This window comes from Streptomyces sp. Tek67B01, from assembly GCF_055231995.1.
Map to the genome: position 1 here is coordinate 3,755,017 of NZ_JBUYUY010000001.1, position 18,246 is coordinate 3,773,262.

An 18,246-nucleotide genomic window follows, 5' to 3' on the forward strand; every position below is an offset into this window, starting at 1 on the left:
GCGACCGTACGACCCCTCTTGACGCCCCCTCGCGCCGGGGAGACGCTCCCGGGTCTCGCCCGTATCCGAACGGGCGATCGCACACTGGGGGGCCGGTATGCCGCAGGAGTCCGTGCGGACGGCGGGGGAGCTGCGCACGCGGCTCGCGGAGCGGGAGGCACGCTGGTCCGTCAGCGAGCACCTCGCCGACGAGGAGCCGGTTCCGCGCCCCTCCCTCGGCCTGGACCCGGCGTCGCGCCCGACGACCGCCGCCGCGGCGGGAACCGTCGATCTGCGCGCGCTGATCGGCCGCGCGAGCGGCAATCCCCACCTGACCCGGCGCAGGGCGGCGCACGGCCTGTTGCCCGGGAGCCGGGAGTCGGCCGCGGCGCTTGCGACCTCCGTGGACTGGCGCGAGCGGTGGGGATGGCGGTGGATCACCCGGGTCAAGGACCAGAACCCGTGCGCGTCCGGCTGGGCCTTCGCGGCGGCCGGCCTGGTGGAGTCCATGGCCCGGATCGAGCACCACGTGTGGGCCGTGCGTTCCGAGGGTGACCTGCGCGACGGGCTGCGGCTGACCTGTGGGCAGGCCTCGGACCCGGAGACCGGGCTCGACTGGATCCGTGACAACGGCGGCCTCGCCGACCCCGGCTGCCGTCCGTACACCACCCCGCCCCCCGGCCTGCCCGCCGAGCGGCGCGACGCCTGGGGTTCCGAGTACACGCCGAGCTGGGACCGGTCGGGCCGGACCGTACGGATCGGCGACTACGTGCGGCTCGGGGACGTCCACCAGCAGAAGGTGTGGCTGGACACGGTCGGCCCGCTCACCGCCTGCCTCGACGTGTACGAGGACTTCTTCGGGCTCGGGTCTGGCGTGTACCACCGTACGGGCGGCCGACTGGCGGGCCGGCACTGCGTGTTGATCGTCGGCTATGACGACGCGGCGGGCTGCTGGCTCTTCAAGAACTCCTGGGGCACCCGGCACCACGCCGAAGGTTACGGGCGGATCGCGTACGGCGAGGCGCGCGTCGACCACTGGGCCAAGTGCGGGCTGAGCGGCACCAACATCGACCCGTGGAGCAAACGCCGGTTGCACGCGGGCAACGTCTACGAGAGCGGCAACGGCCGCGCCCACCGCAACTTCGAGCTGGTGGCGCCGACGGGCGACGGCGGTCTTCGGCACTGGTGGCGCGAGGGCGAGCCCCCCTTCGCGTGGACCCCGGGCAAGACCTTCGCCCACGACGCCTCGGGCCGGCCCGCCTTCACCGGCTCCACCTACAACCGGAACATGGAGTCCCTGCACGTCACCACCGGCGGCCGGCTGCGCCATTGGTACTACGAGCAGTCCGGCGGCGCCTGGCGCGACGGCGGCGCCTTCGGCCCGGGCGACGCGGCGATCGGCTCGACGCCGGCCTTCATCCAGAGCGACTACGGAAAACCCGGCAACTTCGAGGTGGTGGTGCGCACCGCCGACGGACGCCTGAACCACTGGTGGCGCATCAACGGCGCGCCCTGGACCTGGAACGACGGCGGCCGCTTCGCCTCCGGCATCGGCCATTACGGGCCCGCCCTCGTCCAGACCCGCTCCCGCCGGCTCGAACTCGTCGCGACGCGCACCGACGGCCGGATGCAGCTGTGGTGGCGCGACGACCGCGACCACTTCGCCTGGCATTCGGGCGAGGTCTTCGGCAGTGCGATCACCTCCGCGCCGTGTCTGATCGAGGGGCAGTACGGGGCCACCGACGAGGAGACCGCCGGGAACTACGAGCTGTGCGTCGCGGGGGCGGGCGGCCGGGTCGAGCACTGGTGGCGGGCGAACGCGGGCGGCGGGGCCTGGGTGCGCGGCGCGGTCTTCGGGCGGGACGCCCTCGCCGTCACGGGGATGCTCCAGGGCAGTTTCGGGTTCGACCTGGAGGTGATCGTCCTGCGCGTCGACGGCCTGCTCCAGCACTACCGGCGTGACGGCTCGGGGTGGCACACCGGGCCGGTGATCGGCCCGGCCTGAGGCCGCGATCCGAGGCGGGGGCCCGACGAGGCCTGGCGGGCGGCCGAGGCGGCCCGGTGGTCCGCATCCCGGACGGACGAGTCCCTTGTATCGCTCATGTATCTATCCTGTGCGCATGACCTCCGCGCCCCCCGCCGTGACCGCAGCCGACCGCGTCTACCACCACGTCAAACAGGGCGTGCTCGGCCGCCGCTACGAGGGCGGCGTCCTGCTCACCGAGGGCGAGGTGGCCGGAGCCGTCGGGGTGTCCCGCACGCCGGTGCGCGAGGCGCTGCTGCGCCTGGAGACCGAGGGGCTGCTCAAGCTGTACCCGAAGAAGGGCGCGCTGGTACTGCCGGTCTCCGCGCAGGAGATCGCCGACGTCATCGAAACCCGTCTGCTGGTGGAGGAGTTCACCGTCCGCAAGGCCGTGCCCGCCCCACCCGGCCTGCAGGAGCGGCTCGCCGAGCTCATCGAGGAGCAGCGCCGGCACGCCGTCGAGGGGGACCTGGTCGCACTGATGGCCGCCGACCGCGCCTTCCATGCCGAGATCGTGCGCAGCGCCGGGAACCGCATCCTGGAGCGGCTCTACGACCAGCTTCGGGACCGGCAGCTGCGGATGGGCGTGGCCCTGCTGCACGCCCACCCCGAGCGGGTGGAGCGGACGCTGGTCGAGCACGCCGAGATCCTGGATGCCCTGCGCGCCGGGGAGCCGGAGACGGCCGCCGCCGCCGTACGGGCGCACGTGGGCCGGGTCGAGGCGCTGGTGCGCGGGGCCGGCCGATGAGCCTGCCCGCGCGGTCCGCGCGCCCGCCCCTCGATCCCCCCGGCGGTCGCAGGGCCCTCGCCGTCTGGGCGATCGGCGTCGCCGTGTACTTCGTCGCGGTGATCTTCCGGACCAGTCTGGGCGTGGCCGGGCTGGACGCCGCCGACCGCTTCCAGGTCAACGCGTCGGCGCTCGCGACCTTCTCCCTCCTGCAACTGCTCGTCTACGCGGGCATGCAGATACCCGTGGGGCTGATGGTGGACCGGCTCGGCACCAAGCGGGTGCTGACGCTCGGGGCGCTGCTGTTCACCGCCGGGCAGCTCGGGTTCGCGCTGGCGCCCTCCTACGGGACGGCGCTGGCCGCGCGCGCCCTGCTCGGCTGCGGCGACGCGATGACCTTCATCTCCGTGCTGCGGCTCGGCACGCGCTGGTTCCCGGCGCGCCGGGGACCGCTGATGGCGCAGTTGGCCGGACTGGTGGGCATGGCGGGCAACCTCGTCTCCACACTGGTGCTGGCGCCGGTGCTGCACGGGGTCGGCTGGGTGCCGGCCTTCGCGGGGAGTTCAGTGGCGGGGCTCGTCGTCCTGGTGCCGCTGGTGCTGTTCCTGCGGGACCACCCGGAGGGGCACGCGCCGCCGCCCGTGGCCCGCGCCGCCGGGGGAGGGTTCGTACGCCGTCAGATCGCCGATTCGTGGCGGGAGCCCGGGACCCGGCTCGGGTTGTGGGTGCACTTCACGACGCAGTTCCCGGCGATGGTGTTCCTGCTGCTGTGGGGGATGCCGTTCCTCGTCGAGGCACAGGGGCTGACGCGGACCACCGCGGGCGGGCTGATGACGCTGATCGTCGTCGCGAACATGGGGTTCGGGCTGCTGTACGGCCAGCTCGTCGGCCGCCGCCAGGCCGCGCGGATACCGCTGGCCCTGGGCACGGTCGCGGTCACCGCCGCGCTGTGGGGCGCGGTGCTCGCCTACCCCGGCGAGCGGGCGCCGATGTGGCTGCTGACCGCGCTGTGCGTGGTGCTGGGGACCTGCGGACCGGCTTCGATGATCGGCTTCGACTTCGCCCGCCCGGCCAATCCGGCGGAGCGTCAGGGGACCGCCTCGGGAATCACCAACATGGGTGGTTTCCTCGCGTCCATGACGACGCTGCTGGCAGTGGGCGTCCTGCTCGACGCCACCGGCGACGACTACCGGATCGCCTTCTCGTCGGTCTTCTTCCTGGAGGTGCTCGGAGTCACCCAGATCCTGCGGCTGCGCCCCGCCGCCCTCGCCCGCGAACGCCTCCCGCTCGCGCCCGACCCCGTCGATCCCGTCACCCCGGCCCGCGCCCGCACCTAGGGGCCCTGACGGGGCGAGGCCGGCCCGGGTTCGGGGTGTCTACGGGGTCACGGCGAAGTGCGCCAGGATCGCTTCCGCCAAGGCGGTGTCGCCCTCGACCTTCACCCGGTCCGCGACGGTGTGCGGCCGTACCCGCCCCGCGGCGAGCCGCACGTACGTCTCCCAGTCCATGGCCAACGTCACCGCCGGACCCAACGAGGGTGCCTTGTCCAGGGTTCCCCGGCCCTGCGCGTCCACCCGCACGGTCCGCATGAACTCCAGCTCCCCGTGCACGTCGAGCACCACGGCCGAGTTCGGGGGCGCGCCCGCCTCCTTCGCCACCACCTTCGGCAGCCCGGCCAGCAGCAGGTCCCGCGCCACATGGGCGCCCGGCGAGTCCAGGTTCCCCGGCACGCCCAGCGCCCTGCGCAGGTCCTGCTCGTGAACCCACACGTCGAACGCCCGCAGCCGCAACGCGAACTCCAACGTCACCTGGTCGCCCAGCGGGCCCCGCACCAGCGCGTCCGGCTCCCGCTTCTCGTTGCGCAGCTGACGCTGTCGCCGAATGACGGTGTACTCCAGCTCGGAGGTCATCTCCGGGGCGGTGTGGTGACGCCGGACGTCGACCTGCACCTCCATGTACCGGGTGAACTCGTCCACCACGTGGCGCAGGTCGCGCGGCAGCGTGTGGATCGGCCGCGGATCGCCTAGCTGCTCGCACTCCATGCCGATGATGTGTGACACCACGTCACGTACGGACCAGCCGGGGCAGGGCGTCGCCCGGTTCCACTCGCCCTCTGTCAGGGGGAGGACCAGCTCGGATATCGCCTCGATGGAATGGGTCCACGCGTCGGCGTAGGGCTGAAGGCTGGGATGGACGGTCAACGGGACCCCTCGCGTGCTGTTCAGTGGCGCGTTGTGGACTGTGCCCAAAACTACGCTGCCGGTGAGCGCCCCGGCAGTGCTTTCGTGTGACGATCGTAGGCCGAGCTGACGGACACAATGCAAGGACGGTGGTAGTGTGCGCGCCTCTCTGATCCAAGTCGCCGTGAGCGACGGCGAGTCGGTCGTCTCCCGACGGGCCCGTGTGGCCGATCTCGTACGGGAGCAGTCCGCCTCAGACCTCGTCGTGCTGCCGGAATTGTGGACGGTCGGGGCGTTCGCCTACGAGCAGTTCGAGACCGAGGCGGAGCCGCTGGACGGCCCGACGTACGAGGCGATGTCCAAGGCCGCGAGCGACGCCGGGGTCTGGCTCCACGCGGGCTCGGTCGTCGAGCGCGCCGGCGACGGCTCGCTCTACAACACGGCGCTGGTCGTCTCCCCGGCCGGCGAGCTCGCCGCCAGCTACCGCAAGATCCACCGCTTCGGCTTCGATCAGGGCGAGGCGGTGCTGATGGCCGCCGGGGACACCCTGACCACGGTGACCCTGCCGGAGCAGACGCTCGGCGTCGCGACCTGCTACGACCTGCGGTTCCCCGAGATGTTCCGCGGCCTGGTCGACGCCGGGGCGACGACGATGGTCGTGGCCGCGGGCTGGCCGGCCCGGCGTAGGGCCCACTGGACGCTGCTGAACCGGGCCCGCGCCGTGGAGGACCAGGTGTACGTGCTGGCCTGCGGTCTGGCCGGCACCCACGCGGGCGTCGAGCAGGCCGGACACAGCCTCGTGGTGGACCCGTGGGGCGAGGTGCTCGCGGAAGCCGGACCGGGCGAGGACGTGCTCACGGTGGAGCTCGACCCGGCGAAGGTCGCGCAGACGCGTGAGCAGTTCCCGGCGCTGAAGGACCGCCGGCTCGGGCGCTGAGACGACGGTTGGCCGCCCGGCCGCGGGGTAGACGTGCGGCGACGGCGCAAGGAACCGCGCAGGGAGCGGCGCGAGGGGAGGGCCTCATGTCCGAGGAGACCGATGCCGTGGTCGAGGCCGCACTGGAGCCGCACGAACCGACCCCGGGCGAGGTCGCGGCCCGCGACCGGGTGCGCGCCGAGGCCACGGGCACGACCCACCACCAGGCGGCCGCCGCCCGGGACCGGGCCCTGCACGCCGTCGGCGACGCGGCCGGCGCCGAAGCCCCCACCCGCGCCGCCCTCGCGGAATGGCAGCGGATCACCGACCTCCTCATCGACCACGGTGGCCCGTACACCCCGGAGGCCGACCCCTACGCGCAGGGCCAGTTGACCGCGCGCCACCGCGCCCACCACCGCTGACGCGGTCACCGCGCCCACCGGACTACCGCTCCTCCCGTTCCTTCTCGGCCATCCGGATCACGCACACCGCGACGGCGATCAGCAGCGCCGCGTCCGCCTCCTCCCGCACCACGTCCACCGCGTACGTGTCGCGGACCCGGAACCACTGGCGGGAGACCAGCGCGAGCAGCTCGCCGTCGTACTCGACCTTGAACTCGCGGTCGAGGAGGCGCCCACTGACATCCAGCTCGGTGCCCTCGGCCAGTGTGACGAGGTAGTGGTTGCGCAGCAGGGAGAGCCGCTTCTTGCGGATCACCGCGAGTCGGCGGTCGTCCCGCTCCAGGGTCATCGCGTCCCGGAAGGAGAGCCACTTCTCCCGCAGGGTGATCAGGACCCGGCCGTCGCGGTCCTTCAGCTCCAGGGTGTCGCGCAGGCGCAGGGCCTTGCCGTCGACGAGGAAGGCGTGGCGGCCGTCCTCGTCCTCGATCCAGTAGTCGTCCCCGATGCCCAGTACTTTGTCCCGTACGAGGTATTTCATGGCGTGATCCGTGCCCGCGATAGGTTGCCGCCATGCCTCTGCTCTATGTCACCGACCTGACGTACCCGGCGCGCGGTCGTCGCTACTGCGACGAGGACATATTCCTCACCGGGCGCCTGCGCCGGCACTTCCCGCTGGCCCTGTGCCACCCGCGCGACGCCGAGGCCCTGATGGGCGGCTTCGACGCGGTGGTGGTCCGCAACAGCGGCCCGGTCCTGCACTACCAGGAGGCCTACGACGCCTTCCGCGCCGCCGCCCTCGCCGGCGGCGCCCGCGTCTACAACCCGCTGACGGGGCGCGGCGACATGGCGGGCAAGCAGTACCTGCCGGACCTGACGGCGGCCGGCTACCCCGTGATCCCGACCGTCGACGACCCGGCGCACCTGCACCTGCTGCCACAGGTTCCGCAGTACGCGGTCAAGCCCAAACAGGGCGCGGACTCCATCGGCCTCACCTTCACGGCCGACCCCTCGACCGCCGAGCCCGGGCGCTCCCTGATCCAGCCACGGATCGACTTCGCGTACGAGGTGTCGTTCTACTTCGTGGACGACGCCTTCCAGTACGCCCTCTACGCCCCGGACCCGGAGCGCCGCTGGGAGCTGGAGCCCTACGACCCCACCCCGGCGGACCTGGCCTTCGCCCGCACCTTCATCGAGTGGAACACCCTCACCCACGGCATCCAGCGCGTGGACGCCTGCCGCGCTCCCTCCGGCGACCTCCTCCTGGTCGAGCTGGAGGACCTCAACCCCTACCTGTCCCTCCACCTCGTCCCCGCCGAGGTCCAGGACGCCTTCGTCACGTCCCTCGCCCGCTCCCTGGACTCCTTCCTGTCCTGAGGCGGCTCAGAGCTCGCCGGTGTCGAGGACGATCCCGAACGGCTGCGGCAGCCGCACGGGCGTCCCGCACGGGTGCGGCCCGTCGACCTGGGCGTAACCGAGCCGCCCGGGCTCGGAGAACAGGGTCACGGTCGTCCAGCCGGGATCGATGCCCTCGCCGTGGTCGTACGCGCTCGTCATGCCGGACGCCTCCCTCGATGCCTGCGGCCAGCCTGCCACGGGCGCCTCCCGACCGTCGTCACCCCTGGGGGTGCACCCGGACCGGGATGGCAAGCTTGAAACATGAACGATGCTGCCCCGGCGCCCACCCCCGCGCCCGCGCCCCGCCGCCGTGCCCGTGTCCGTGCCCCCGAGCTGATCGGCAAGGGCGGCTGGCTGAACACCGGTGGGAAGGACCTGACGCTCGCCGACTTCCGAGGTCGCGTACTGATTTTGGACTTCTGGACCTTCTGCTGCATCAACTGCCTCCACGTCCTGGACGAGCTGCGCGAGCTGGAGGAGAAGCACCGCGACACCGTAGTGATCGTCGGCGTGCACTCGCCGAAGTTCGCGCACGAGGCCGAGCACGCGGCCGTCGTGGACGCCGTCGAGCGGTACGAGGTGCACCACCCCGTCCTGGACGACCCCGAGCTGGCCACCTGGAAGCAGTACGCCGTACGCGCCTGGCCCACGCTCGTGGTGATCGACCCCGAGGGGTACGTCGTGGCCCAGCACGCCGGTGAGGGGCACGCGCACGCCATCGAGCGGCTCGTGGAGGAGCTGGAGGCGGAGCACGCCGCCAAGGGGACCCTGCGGCGCGGGGACGGGCCGTACGTCGCCCCCGAGCCCGTGGCGAGCGACCTGCGGTTCCCCGGGAAGGCGCTGCTGTTGCCCTCGGGGAACTTCCTGGTGTCGGACTCCACCCGGCACCAGCTGGTGGAGATCGGGGCGGACGGGGAGAGCGTCGTCCGGCGCGTCGGCAGCGGTGAGCGCGGGTTCACCGCCGACGCCTTCAGCGAGCCGCAGGGCCTGGCACTGTTGCCCGACGGCCGGGTCGTCGTCGCCGACACCGTCAACCACGCGCTGCGTACGTACGACCCCGCCACCGGGGCCGTCGAGACCGTCGCCGGGACGGGCCGCCAGTGGTGGCAAGGTTCGGCCACGTCCGGGGCCGCCCTTGACGTCGACCTGTCCTCGCCGTGGGACGTGGCGTGGTGGCAGGGCAAGGTGTGGATCGCCATGGCGGGCGTGCACCAGCTGTGGACCTGGGACCCCGCGGCGGGAACCGTCGCCGTCGCCGCCGGCACGACCAACGAGGGGCTCGTGGACGGGCCCGCCGCCGAGGCCTGGTTCGCGCAGCCGTCCGGGCTGGCCGCGACCGAGGACCGGCTGTGGGTCGCCGACTCCGAGACCAGCGCCCTGCGGTACCTGGAGCCCGAGGGTGAGGGGTACGTCGTACGGACCGCCGTGGGCACCGGCCTCTTCGACTTCGGCCACCGCGACGGCGCCGCCGCCCAGGCCCTGCTCCAGCACCCCCTCGGGGTGACGGCGCTGCCCGACGGTTCGGTCGCGGTCTGCGACACCTACAACCACGCGCTGCGCCGCTTCGACCCGGCGGCGGCCGAGGTCTCCACGCTCGCCACCGACCTGCGCGAGCCGAGCGACGCCGTCCTCGTCGACGGGGACATCGTGGTGGTGGAGTCGGCCCGGCACCGCCTGACGCGGTTGCGGCTGCCCGAGGAGGCGGTACGGGTGGACGCGGTCGCCCACCGCACGCGGCGCGCCGCGACCGAGGTCGCGCCCGGCACGCTCCGGCTCGACGTGGTCTTCCAGGCGCCGAGCGGGCAGAAGCTCGACACCCGCTACGGGCCCTCCACCCGCCTGCTGGTCTCCTCGACCCCGCCCGAGCTGCTGGCGGCGGGCGAAGGCGCGGGCACGGACCTCTTCCGGGAGCTGGCGCTGAACCCGGACGTCTCCGAGGGCGTGCTGCACGTCTCCGCGATGGCCGCCTCCTGCGACGACGACCCGGCCAACGAGTACCCGGCCTGCCACGTCCACCAGCAGGACTGGGGGGTTCCGGTGACCGTCACCGCCGACGGGACCACCCGCCTTCCCCTCGTCCTCGCCGGGATGGACGCGTAGCGGGGACCACGACGACGAGCCGTACGGCCGCACGAGATCGACCCGCCCGGCCGAAGCCGCGCCGCATCCCGGGTGCCGGGAGCGGCGCGGCCCGCGGGAGGGGCTCAGCCCTCCAGGAACGCCACCAGCGCGTTGGCCAGCAGGAACGGGTCGTCCGCGCCGCACAGTTCGCGGGCGCTGTGCATAGACAGGATCGCCACGCCGATGTCGACGGTCTGGATGCCGTGCCGGGCGGCCGTGATGGGGCCGATCGTCGTGCCGCACGGCATGGAGTTGTTGGAGACGAAGGTCTGCCACGGCACCCCGGCCCGCTCGCAGGCGGCCGCGAACACCGCGCGCCCGCTGCCGTCGGTGGCGTACCGCTGGTTGACGTTGACCTTGAGGATCGGGCCGCCGTTGGCGCGCGGGTGGTGCGTCGGGTCGTGCCGCTCCCCGTAGTTGGGGTGCACGGCGTGGCCCGTGTCCGAGGACAGGCAGATGGTGCCCGCGAAGGCGCGCGCCCGGTCCTCGTAGGAGCCGCCGCGGGCGAAGACAGAACGTTCCAGCACGTTGCCCAGGAGTGGGCCGTCGGCGCCGGTGTCGGACTGCGAGCCGTTCTCCTCGTGGTCGAAGGCGGCCAGCACCGGGATGTGGTCGAGCTTGGCGTTCCCCGAACCGGCCGCGGAGACGGCCGCCAGCGCCGCGACGCCCGCGTGCACCGACAGCAGGTTGTCCATGCGCGGTCCGGCGAGCAGCTCGCGGTCGCGGCCCAGGTAGGCGGGCGGTTCGATCGAGTGGACCATCAGGTCCCAACCGGCCACCGCGCCCTGGGGCAGGCCCTCTTCCTCCTCCAGGAACGCGATCAGGTCGCCTTCCTGGACCTCGCCCAGGCCCCAGATCGGCTGCATGTGGCGCTGCTTGTCGAGCTTGAGCCCGTCGGAGTTCACCGACCGGTCCAGGTGCACCGCGAGTTGGGGTACCCGCAGCAGGGCCCGGTCCACGTTCACCAGTCGCTCGCTGCCGTCGCGCAGCGTCAGCCGGCCGGCCAGGCCCAGGTCGCGGTCCAGCCAGGTGTTGAGCAGCGTCCCGCCGTAGATCTCGACCGCGATCTGGCGCCAGCCCTGTGACCCGATGTCAGGGACGGGCTTGACGCGCAGGTTGGGGGAGTCGGTGTGCGCGCCGATGATGCGGAACGGCGTGTGGGCGGCGGCGCCTTCCGGGACGTACCAGGCGATGATCGCACCGCCGCGGAGCACGAACCTGCCCCCTGTGCCCGAGTCCCATGCGTCCGTTTCCGACAGCTGCCTGAAGCCTGCCTTTTCCAGCCGCTCGGCCGCGTTGGCGACGGCATGGTACGGCGACGGACTGGCCGTCAGGAAGGCCATCAGGTCGTCGGTGTGGCCGCGGTCGAAGTGGGCGGGAGAGGTCATGTGGTTCACCTTAACGACGGTCGTGTTCGCCATGGCCGGACTGCGGCGGATAGCGGAAAGGTCAGGGCGGCGCGGGGTGTGTGGCCCGCGATCCCGTCGTTTTCAGCCCGGCGGACGCTCGAATCTGCGCTGCAGTTGTCGCCGCTCGCCCCGGCGGATGCGCGGGAGCATCTCGGGGGTCTGCGGCGGTCGCTGCGCACGTCTTTTGCGTCCGGCGCAGAAGATACAGGCCTCACCCGGCGGTGCATCGGGGTCGATGGGCGCCCCGGGGTGCTCGGAGCACCCGGAGGCGTTGCGGGGGCGGGACAGTTCCCGGGCGACGATGAAGGCGCGGTGCAGGTCGTCCGCGATCCGTACGAAGTCGCCGGCGGGGGAGGAGATCCCCAGGTGGAAGCGCTGGTCCTCGATCGTACGGAGGTAGCCGCGCAGCAGCTCCGGGGTGTACGGGGGCTCGGGCACCGGGTAGCCCAGCCGGCGCTGCTCCCCCGGGACGGGCGCGGCGGGGCCGGGGCGTCCGCCGTGCCTGCGCATGCCGAGCCTTCGGCGGTCGTTGCAGATCAGGCAGCGGCCCCAGCCTTCGGGCGCCTCGGGGTCGAGGGCGCCGTTGGGGTGTTCGGGGCAGCCGGTGTAGCTCTTGGCGGGGGCCAGTCCCGAGGCGGTCTGGAACGCGATGTAGAGCGCGTCGGCGAGGCCCTCGTACTCGGCGGGGTGGGAGCCGTCGTACAGCTCCCGGGCGTGGTCGCCGAGGCTGCCCAGGGTCGCCTGCAGCTCCTTGAGGGCGTACGGCCGCCCGGTGGGGACGGAGTACCCCCTGCCGTTGCTGTGCTGATCCTGTGGAGTCATGCCTAGAGCGTCCCACGGCCGACTGACAAGCAAGGAATGCGCAGGTCGCCGCACCCCTGGCGGCCCGCCGCCCCGCGCCACCGTCGGCACCCCGGGCTCCCGGACCGGCCCCGGCGGCCCGAAGTGCCCCGCCGGTGCGCTGCCCGGGGTCCGGGACGGGTCCCGGGCGCAGACCCGAGGTGCCATCGGGCACCGCCCCGGGTCCGGCCCGCCGGTCAGGCGGGCCTGCCCCGGGCTTCCGGGGTGGTCCCGGCAGCCCGAGGGACGGCCAAAGGTGCCGCCGCCCCCTGCCCCGGGGGCCCGGGCCGGGCTCGGCGGCCCGAAGCGCCCCGCCTCCACCTGCCCGGGTCTGCGGGCCGGGCCGGCGGCCGGGAACGGTCCAGGCCGCCCGAGGGGTGGCCAGAGGTGTTGCCGGGCACCGCCCGGGGCTCCCGGCCGGGTCCGGCGGCCCGAAGGCCCCGGCCACCTGCCCCGGGCTTCAGCGCCGGGCCCGGGCCTGCGGCCGGGGGCCCGGACGGCAGCGGCCGGACCCCCGCGAGGGGGTCCGGCCGCTGTGACCCGCCGAAGCGGCGCAGCCTAGAACGCGGCCTCGTCGAGCTCCATGAGGCTGTTGTCGACGCTCTCGGCCAGCGCGCGCTGGACCGAGACGCCCGGGAGGACCTCCGCGGCGAAGAACTTCGCGGCGGCGATCTTGCCGGTGTAGAAGGGAACGTCCTTCGCGGCGGCGCCGGCCAGCTTCTCGGCGGCCACGGCGGCACCCTTGAGCAGCAGGTATCCGACGACGACGTCACCGGAGGCCATCAGCAGGCGGGTGGTGTTCTGGCCGACCTTGTAGATGTTCTTGACGTCCTCGCCGGTGGCGGTGAGGTCGACGATCATCCGGCCGACGATGGCCTCCAGGTCCACGGCGGCCTTGGCGAGCGCGTCGCGGGCCGGGGCGAGGTCGTCGCCGCCGACGGCCTCGGCGAGGAACTTCTTGATCGTCTCGGAGAGGACGTTCAGGGAGGCGCCCTGGTCGCGGACGATCTTCCGGAAGAAGAAGTCCTGGCCCTGGATCGCGGTGGTGCCCTCGTAGAGGGTGTCGATCTTGGCGTCCCGGATGTACTGCTCGATCGGGTATTCCTGGAGGTAACCGGAACCGCCGAAGGTCTGCAGCGACTGCGCGAGCTGCTCGTAGGACTTCTCGGAGCCGTAGCCCTTCACGATCGGCAGCAGCAGGTCGTTCAGGCCGACCAGCGCGGAGGCGTCCTCGCCCGCGGCCTGCTTGACCTGGATCTCGTCCTGGACGGACGCGGTGTACAGCACCAGGGCGCGCATGCCCTCCGCGTACGCCTTCTGCGTCATGAGCGAGCGGCGCACGTCGGGATGGTGGGTGATGGTGACCTTGGGCGCCGTCTTGTCCATGAAGTTGGCCAGGTCCGGGCCCTGTACGCGCTCCTTGGCGTACTCCAGCGCGTTCAGGTAACCGGTGGAGAGGGTGGCTATGGCCTTCGTGCCGACCATCATCCGGGCGAACTCGATGATCATGAACATCTGGCGGATGCCGTCGTGCTTGTCGCCGATCAGCCAGCCCTTGGCGGGGTGCTGGTCGCCGAAGGTCATCTCGCAGGTGTTGGAGGCCTTGAGGCCCATCTTGTGCTCGACGTTCGTGGCGTAGACGCCGTTGCGCTCGCCCAGCTCGCCGGTCTCCCAGTCGAAGTGGAACTTCGGGACGAGGAAGAGGGACAGGCCCTTGGTGCCCGGGCCGTGGCCCTCGGGGCGGGCGAGGACGTAGTGGAGGATGTTCTCCGACATGTCGTGCTCACCGGAGGTGATGAAGCGCTTCACGCCCTCGATGTGCCAGGAGCCGTCGGCCTGCTGGATCGCCTTGGTGCGGCCGGCGCCGACGTCCGAGCCGGCGTCCGGCTCGGTGAGCACCATGGTGGAGCCCCACTGCTTCTCGACCGCGATCTGGGCGATCTTCTTCTGCGCCTCGTTGCCCTCTTCGAAGAGCACGCCGGCGAAGGCCGGACCGGAGGAGTACATCCACACGGCCGGGTTGGCGCCGAGCAGGAGCTCCGCGTAGGCCCAGATGAGCGAGCGGGGCGAGGTGGTGCCGCCGATCTCCTCGGGCAGGCCCAGACGCCAGTACTCGGAGTCCATGAAGGCCTGGTAGCTCTTCTTGAAGGAGGCCGGTACCGGCGCGGTGTTGGTGGCCGGATCGAAGACCGGCGGGTTGCGGTCGGCGTCCTCGAAGGAGGCGGCCAGGTCGTTCTCGGCGAGCTTGGTGAGCTCGGCCAGGATGCTCTTGGCGGTCTCGGTGTCCATCTCGCCGAACGGGCCGGTGCCGTACAGCTTGTCGCGTCCGAGCACCTCGAAGAGGTTGAACTCGATGTCGCGGAGATTCGACTTGTAGTGCCCCATGGCGACGGCTCCGTTAAGGCTCGGGGAGACAGGTTCCTCGTACATACCAATCGGTAACAACATGATGCTACCCGCCGGTAATAAGGGCAACCCTTCGGTCCGGACTGTGACCAGGCTCAAGCTCGCACCACACCGTCTTGCATCCCGGCCCCTGTGTCACCCCCCAGCGCAGGGCCACCGCGTCCAGCAGCGCCAGCCCGCGGCCGGACTCGTCGGTGTCGGCCGCCCGTCGCAGCACGGGCCACACGCGCGGATCGGGGTCGGTGAGCTCGACCCGCGTACGGGTTGCCCTTCCGTTGATCCGCGGGGTGGTGACGCGCAGGGTGACGGGGGTGCCCTCGCCGAGGTGCGTGATCACGTTGGTCAGCAGCTCGCTGACGCAGAGCTGTACGTCGACGCACGGCTCCCGCAGGTGCTCCCGCACGGCCCGCCGGACGCCGGCCACCGCCTCGGGCGTGGCGAGCAGCCGGATGGCGAGGCCGTTCACCGCTCGGCCAGGACGGCGGCCAGGCGCTGCGCGGTGGCGGTGTTGCAGTTGCCGAGGGTGATCAGGGGCGGGTTGCCGTAGCCGCTCGCGTAGGAGGCCAGGTGGAGGTCGAGGGAGGGCAACGTGATCCCGTGCGCGTCGAGCGCGGCGCGGAGCCGGGCCAAGGTGTCGATCGCCTCGCGGTCGGCGGGGTGGGTGCTCATGGGGGGCTTCCGTTCCTGTGCGGACTGACTGTGACGAACTGCTCACAGCCTGCGGCCGGGGTGCGTACCGTGGGAAGGGCTTTCGGCTCCACTGTGCGAGGTGTGGAAAGGCGGGCCCGACGATGGCCGCACGGAAGGACATTGACGGCTCGGCGAGCGTGCCGGCCTTCTACGGCAAGGAGTTGCGCTGGCGCAGGGATGCGGCAGGCCTCACGCTTCAGCAGACCGTGGAGAACAGCTTCTATGGGGCCACCTACCTGAGCGAGATCGAACGGGGCCACCGGCGTATGCCGTTGGATCTGGCGCGCCACGTGCACGTCGTTCTGCGAACGGACGGCTTCTTCGAGCGGTGCTGCGAGGACGCACGCAGAGCCCGGACGATCGGGCAGGCCAAGTACGCCGAGAAGGTTCTCGAAGCGGAGAAGGTCGCAGAGACGATCGAGGAATGGTGCCCGACCGCCTTTCCGGGGCTGCTGCAGACGGCCGAGTACGCGCGCGCTCTCGCGCGGGCCGAACGTCCACTTGAGCCCGGGGAGGAGACCGACGTCAAGATCCGGGCCCGACTGGCGCGGGCGTGCCTGTTCGAAGAGGCCCACGGTAGGCCGGAGTACTGGGTCGTCCTGCACGAGTCGCTACTGCGGCTGCCCGTCGTGCCACCGGCCCAGATGGCGGACCAACTCGACCACATCGCCGGTCTGGTGCGGCGGAATCGGATCGTTCCACAACTCATCCCGTGGAACGCGGGTGCACACCCTTTCATGTCGGCCGGAACCACCATCATCATGACCTTCGCGGACGCTCCACCCCTGGTCTACACGGAGTCGCTGCACAGCGGTGTGACCGTCGACGATCCGGCGCTCGTGAAGAAGTACCGGAGGTCGTACGATCTGCTGAGGGCCGTCGCGCTACCGCCAGAGGCGTCCCTCGCCCTGATGGAGGCGGCGGCAGAGGACTACCGAAATGGCCAGCACGGGGATTGACTTGAGCGCCGCAGCCTGGCGTACGAGCAGCTACACCAACAGCGATGGCGGTACCTGCGTCGAGGTCGCAGACGGGCTGGACGGGGTCGTGCCCGTGCGGGACTCCAAGCGGCCGGGCGGGCCCGCCATCGTCGTCACCGCGGCGGCGTGGGCGCCCTTCGTGGACGCCCTCAAGGGGGCCTGACCGGAACTCGGCGTCCCGGCGGGCCACCGCCTCGGTAGGCTTCGGCGCATGTACGGCTACGACCAGAACCCGGGTGCCCAGCAGGGCTACGCGCAACAGCCCCCGCAGGGGTACGCGCAACAGGCGCCGCCGTTGTACCCCGAGCCGTCCCCGCCCTCCCTCGCGGACGCCGTACGGGCCTTCACGACCGGGCAGCTCGCCGCCGAGGACTTCCAGCAGATCTTCGCCACCTCGAAGGTCTACTGCCCGCGCGGCGAGACCCCCGGTTTCCTGGCGCTGCACAACACTCAGCACCCGGTCATCCCTATGTTCACCACGCTCAAGGAGCTCCGCCGGTACGCCGGCAAGGAGTCCAAGTACTTCGTGATCACCGGCGCCGAGGTCATCGACCTGCTCCCGACCGGGTACGGCTTCGTCCTCGACATGGAGGGCGACCACCGGATGGTGTTCGACGCGAAGGCCGTCGAGCAGATGGTCGACTACGCGATGCGCCGCATGTACGGCTAGACGCCATTGCCGCGCAGGCGGCTGGCAGTCATGGCCGCGCGGCCGGCCGCCCCCACCGCCGCGCAGACGGCCGGGCCGCTTCCTTCGGACCCGGCCGGTAGGGCCCGCGTACTCGGCTGCGCCGCCGCGGGTCGAGGCCGGCCGGACGCGGGCGGTCCGGGCGGGGCGCAGGGCCCGTGCGGCACGGCGCCCGGGTCCCGAAGCCCCAGCGTCCGACGCTGATGCCTCCCCCTTCGCAGGAGGCCCGTGAGCGACCGGTCCCCCGCGTGACACCCCGAGGCCCGCACCCGCCGCACCCGGGCGATGACGTTCCCGCGCCCCCGGGTGCTCGGCGTCGGGCTCGCCGCCGCGCCGCGCACAGACCTCCTAGCTCCCCGTGCCGCCTGATCTCGCGGCGCGGGCGGGCTTTCCCCTGTCCGGGGACGGGCCGGGAATGAGGACGAGGGGGGCGCTGTTCAGTGGGGTGTGGCAGAAAGTTCGACTTTCAACTAAAGTCGAAGCAGAAGGAGGTTCCGACCATGCCTGCAGTGACTGTGGAGAACCCGTTGACGCTCCCCCGCGTCGCGGAACCGGCCCCGGAGACCGCCGCCCGTAAGGTGCTGGCCGTCACGACCGCCCCCGGTGGTTTCGAGGGCGAGGGATTCCCGGTGCGCCGCGCGTTCGCCGGGATCAACTACCAGTACCTCGACCCGTTCATCATGATGGACCAGATGGGCGAGGTGGAGTACGCGCCGGGCGAGCCCAAGGGCACCCCCTGGCACCCCCACCGCGGCTTCGAGACCGTGACGTACCTGATCGACGGAACCTTCGTCCACCAGGACAGCAACGGCGGCGGCGGAGTCATCAACGGCGGCGACACGCAGTGGATGACCGCCGGTTCGGGCCTCCTGCACATCGAGGCCCCGCCGGAGTCGCTCGTCGTCAGCGGCGGGCTCTTCCACGGCCTCCAGCTGTGGGTGAACCTCCCCGCCTCGGACAAGATGATGCCCCCGCGCTACCAGGACATCGGCGGCGGTCAGGTGCAGCTGCTGACCACCCCGGACGGCGGCTCGCTGCTCCGCGTGATCGCCGGTGAGCTCGACGGCCACCAGGGCCCGGGCATCACCCACACCCCGATCACGATGATCCACGCGACCGTCACCCCGGGCGCGCAGATCACCCTCCCGTGGCGCGAGGACTTCAACGCCCTCGCCTACGTCATGGCCGGGCGCGGCTCGGTCGGCGAGGACCGGCGGCCCGTCCAGACCGGGCAGACCGCCGTGTTCGGCGAGGGCGGCTCGCTCACGGTGCGTGCGGACGCCTCGCAGGACTCCAACGCCCCGGCACTGGAGATCGTCCTGCTCGGCGGCCGTCCCATCCGGGAGCCGATGGCGCACTACGGACCGTTCGTGATGAACAGCAAGCACGAACTCCAGCAGGCGTTCGACGACTTCCAGGCCGGCCGACTGGGCACCGTCCCCACCACCGCCCGCACCCGCTGACGGCGAGTGGCGCGCCCCCGCGCGCCAC

19 protein-coding genes are annotated in these 18,246 nt (G+C 72.1%); 11 read left to right on the forward strand and 8 right to left on the reverse strand.

Annotation, left to right across the window (positions count from 1 at the left end; translation table 11 throughout):
* Positions 1-97 precede the first annotated feature (97 nt).
* The 3 genes from ACV7NM_RS16910 to ACV7NM_RS16920 all read left to right on the forward strand — a co-directional run bounded on the left by ACV7NM_RS16910 (position 98) and on the right by ACV7NM_RS16920 (position 4,066).
* Entirely contained in the window at positions 98-1,984 is a 1,887-nt protein-coding gene (locus tag ACV7NM_RS16910) for a C1 family peptidase (protein WP_463411049.1), read from the forward strand.
* A gap of 115 nt (positions 1,985-2,099) precedes the next feature.
* Complete coding sequence (locus tag ACV7NM_RS16915; RefSeq protein WP_463411050.1) at positions 2,100-2,750, forward strand: GntR family transcriptional regulator; 651 nt, start codon at positions 2,100-2,102, stop codon at positions 2,748-2,750.
* Positions 2,747-4,066, forward strand: coding sequence for an MFS transporter (locus tag ACV7NM_RS16920; RefSeq protein WP_463411051.1), 1,320 nt, complete (start codon positions 2,747-2,749; stop codon positions 4,064-4,066). Before ACV7NM_RS16915 ends, ACV7NM_RS16920 begins: the two co-directional genes overlap by 4 nt.
* A 39-nt stretch (positions 4,067-4,105) precedes the next feature.
* On the opposite strand, the gene ACV7NM_RS16925 is transcribed toward ACV7NM_RS16920, so the two are convergent.
* Complete coding sequence (locus ACV7NM_RS16925) at positions 4,106-4,930, reverse strand: maleylpyruvate isomerase family mycothiol-dependent enzyme (protein ID WP_463411052.1); 825 nt, start codon at positions 4,928-4,930, stop codon at positions 4,106-4,108.
* A 136-nt stretch (positions 4,931-5,066) separates the two neighbouring features.
* Here ACV7NM_RS16925 and ACV7NM_RS16930 point away from each other — a divergent pair, with 136 nt between their 5' ends.
* Both ACV7NM_RS16930 and ACV7NM_RS16935 read left to right on the forward strand, forming a co-directional pair.
* A complete protein-coding gene (locus ACV7NM_RS16930) occupies positions 5,067-5,846 on the forward strand; it encodes a carbon-nitrogen family hydrolase (protein ID WP_463411053.1) in 780 nt (259 codons plus the stop codon).
* 86 nt (positions 5,847-5,932) lie between these two features.
* Positions 5,933-6,247: a hypothetical protein gene (locus ACV7NM_RS16935; protein WP_463411054.1), complete on the forward strand. Its 315-nt coding sequence runs from the start codon at positions 5,933-5,935 to the stop codon at positions 6,245-6,247.
* Positions 6,248-6,269: 22 nt separating this feature from the next.
* Here the strand turns inward: ACV7NM_RS16935 and ACV7NM_RS16940 are convergent, their stop codons facing one another.
* A complete protein-coding gene (locus tag ACV7NM_RS16940; RefSeq protein WP_463411055.1) occupies positions 6,270-6,764 on the reverse strand; it encodes an LURP-one-related/scramblase family protein in 495 nt (164 codons plus the stop codon).
* 32 nt (positions 6,765-6,796) lie between these two features.
* On the opposite strand from ACV7NM_RS16940, the gene ACV7NM_RS16945 reads away from it, so the two are divergent.
* A complete protein-coding gene (locus ACV7NM_RS16945; RefSeq protein WP_463411056.1) occupies positions 6,797-7,600 on the forward strand; it encodes a hypothetical protein in 804 nt (267 codons plus the stop codon).
* 6 nt (positions 7,601-7,606) lie between these two features.
* On the opposite strand, the gene ACV7NM_RS16950 is transcribed toward ACV7NM_RS16945, so the two are convergent.
* On the reverse strand, positions 7,607-7,780 hold the full coding sequence (locus ACV7NM_RS16950; RefSeq protein ID WP_463411057.1) for a hypothetical protein: 174 nt from the start codon (positions 7,778-7,780) through the stop codon (positions 7,607-7,609).
* 102 nt (positions 7,781-7,882) lie between these two features.
* Here ACV7NM_RS16950 and ACV7NM_RS16955 point away from each other — a divergent pair, with 102 nt between their 5' ends.
* Complete coding sequence (locus ACV7NM_RS16955; protein ID WP_463411058.1) at positions 7,883-9,721, forward strand: NHL domain-containing thioredoxin family protein; 1,839 nt, start codon at positions 7,883-7,885, stop codon at positions 9,719-9,721.
* Between the two features lie 104 nt (positions 9,722-9,825).
* Here the strand turns inward: ACV7NM_RS16955 and ACV7NM_RS16960 are convergent, their stop codons facing one another.
* From ACV7NM_RS16960 to ACV7NM_RS16980, 5 genes are all read right to left on the reverse strand, one after another.
* Positions 9,826-11,130: a M18 family aminopeptidase gene (locus ACV7NM_RS16960; RefSeq protein ID WP_463411059.1), complete on the reverse strand. Its 1,305-nt coding sequence runs from the start codon at positions 11,128-11,130 to the stop codon at positions 9,826-9,828.
* A gap of 102 nt (positions 11,131-11,232) precedes the next feature.
* Positions 11,233-11,973, reverse strand: a complete 741-nt coding sequence (locus ACV7NM_RS16965) for a hypothetical protein (protein ID WP_463411060.1) — start codon at positions 11,971-11,973, stop codon at positions 11,233-11,235.
* A gap of 576 nt (positions 11,974-12,549) precedes the next feature.
* Entirely contained in the window at positions 12,550-14,376 is a 1,827-nt protein-coding gene (locus tag ACV7NM_RS16970) for an acyl-CoA dehydrogenase (RefSeq protein WP_463411061.1), read from the reverse strand.
* 67 nt (positions 14,377-14,443) lie between these two features.
* Entirely contained in the window at positions 14,444-14,863 is a 420-nt protein-coding gene (locus tag ACV7NM_RS16975; protein ID WP_463411062.1) for an ATP-binding protein, read from the reverse strand.
* The gene (locus tag ACV7NM_RS16980; protein WP_463411063.1) at positions 14,860-15,066 is read right to left on the reverse strand and encodes a hypothetical protein; all 207 of its coding nucleotides are present in this window, start codon (positions 15,064-15,066) and stop codon (positions 14,860-14,862) included. The genes ACV7NM_RS16975 and ACV7NM_RS16980 overlap by 4 nt, the downstream gene beginning before the upstream one ends.
* A 122-nt stretch (positions 15,067-15,188) precedes the next feature.
* Between ACV7NM_RS16980 and ACV7NM_RS16985 the strand changes: the two genes are divergently transcribed.
* The 4 genes from ACV7NM_RS16985 to ACV7NM_RS17000 all read left to right on the forward strand — a co-directional run bounded on the left by ACV7NM_RS16985 (position 15,189) and on the right by ACV7NM_RS17000 (position 18,218).
* Positions 15,189-16,046 carry a Scr1 family TA system antitoxin-like transcriptional regulator gene (locus ACV7NM_RS16985; RefSeq protein ID WP_463411064.1) on the forward strand — a complete coding sequence of 286 codons (858 nt, stop codon included), beginning with the start codon at positions 15,189-15,191 and terminating at the stop codon, positions 16,044-16,046.
* Between the two features lies 1 nt (position 16,047).
* On the forward strand, positions 16,048-16,230 hold the full coding sequence (locus ACV7NM_RS16990; RefSeq protein WP_463411065.1) for a DUF397 domain-containing protein: 183 nt from the start codon (positions 16,048-16,050) through the stop codon (positions 16,228-16,230).
* A 48-nt stretch (positions 16,231-16,278) separates the two neighbouring features.
* On the forward strand, positions 16,279-16,737 hold the full coding sequence (locus ACV7NM_RS16995; RefSeq protein ID WP_463411066.1) for an SseB family protein: 459 nt from the start codon (positions 16,279-16,281) through the stop codon (positions 16,735-16,737).
* A 518-nt stretch (positions 16,738-17,255) separates the two neighbouring features.
* Positions 17,256-18,218 (forward strand): pirin family protein, encoded by a 963-nt coding sequence (locus ACV7NM_RS17000; protein WP_463411067.1) that lies wholly within the window; start codon positions 17,256-17,258, stop codon positions 18,216-18,218.
* Positions 18,219-18,246 lie beyond the last annotated feature (28 nt).